The following is a 404-nucleotide window of genomic DNA, read 5'->3' as shown; positions in this document are numbered from 1 at the left end:
GTCGTCGGCATCGAGGATGGCGATCAGCGGTGCCGTGGAGATTTCGATCGCATGATTGCGGGCGGCAGAGGGCCCGCGATTCTTTTCGAAGGAGACGACGTTCAGCCGTCCGCTTGCATCACCGGCGGCGCGCGCCGCATCGGCCGTACCGTCGCTGGAGCCGTCGTCGATGACGACGACTTCGGCCACTTCCTTCTCGCGCAAAGCCGAGCTGACGGCCATTCCGATCGTATCGGCCGCATTCTTCGCGGCGATGATCACGCATACGCTTGCAACCACGTCGTGCCCTCCGTTGTTGGCGCAACAGTTAGGACGCCGCGGCGGCGGGGGCAATGCAGGAGGTCTTCAAAAGATGTTACGCGCGGTCCGGCAGCACTTGCCGGCCTGTCCGTTCAGCGGTTGAA

At 63.9% G+C, this 404-nt stretch carries 1 protein-coding gene; it reads right to left on the bottom strand.

Features of this window, described 5'->3' with window-relative positions; genetic code table 11:
- A partial coding sequence (locus tag AC1DIX_RS28040; RefSeq protein WP_477328648.1) for a glycosyltransferase family 2 protein occupies positions 1–261 on the bottom strand: 261 nt, incomplete at its 3' end.
- Positions 262–404: the final 143 nt, after the last annotated feature.

This window comes from Massilia sp. 05N420 (genome assembly GCF_056397205.1).
Note: the sequence above shows the minus strand (reverse complement) of the source record. Positions and strands in the feature narration are given on the sequence as shown.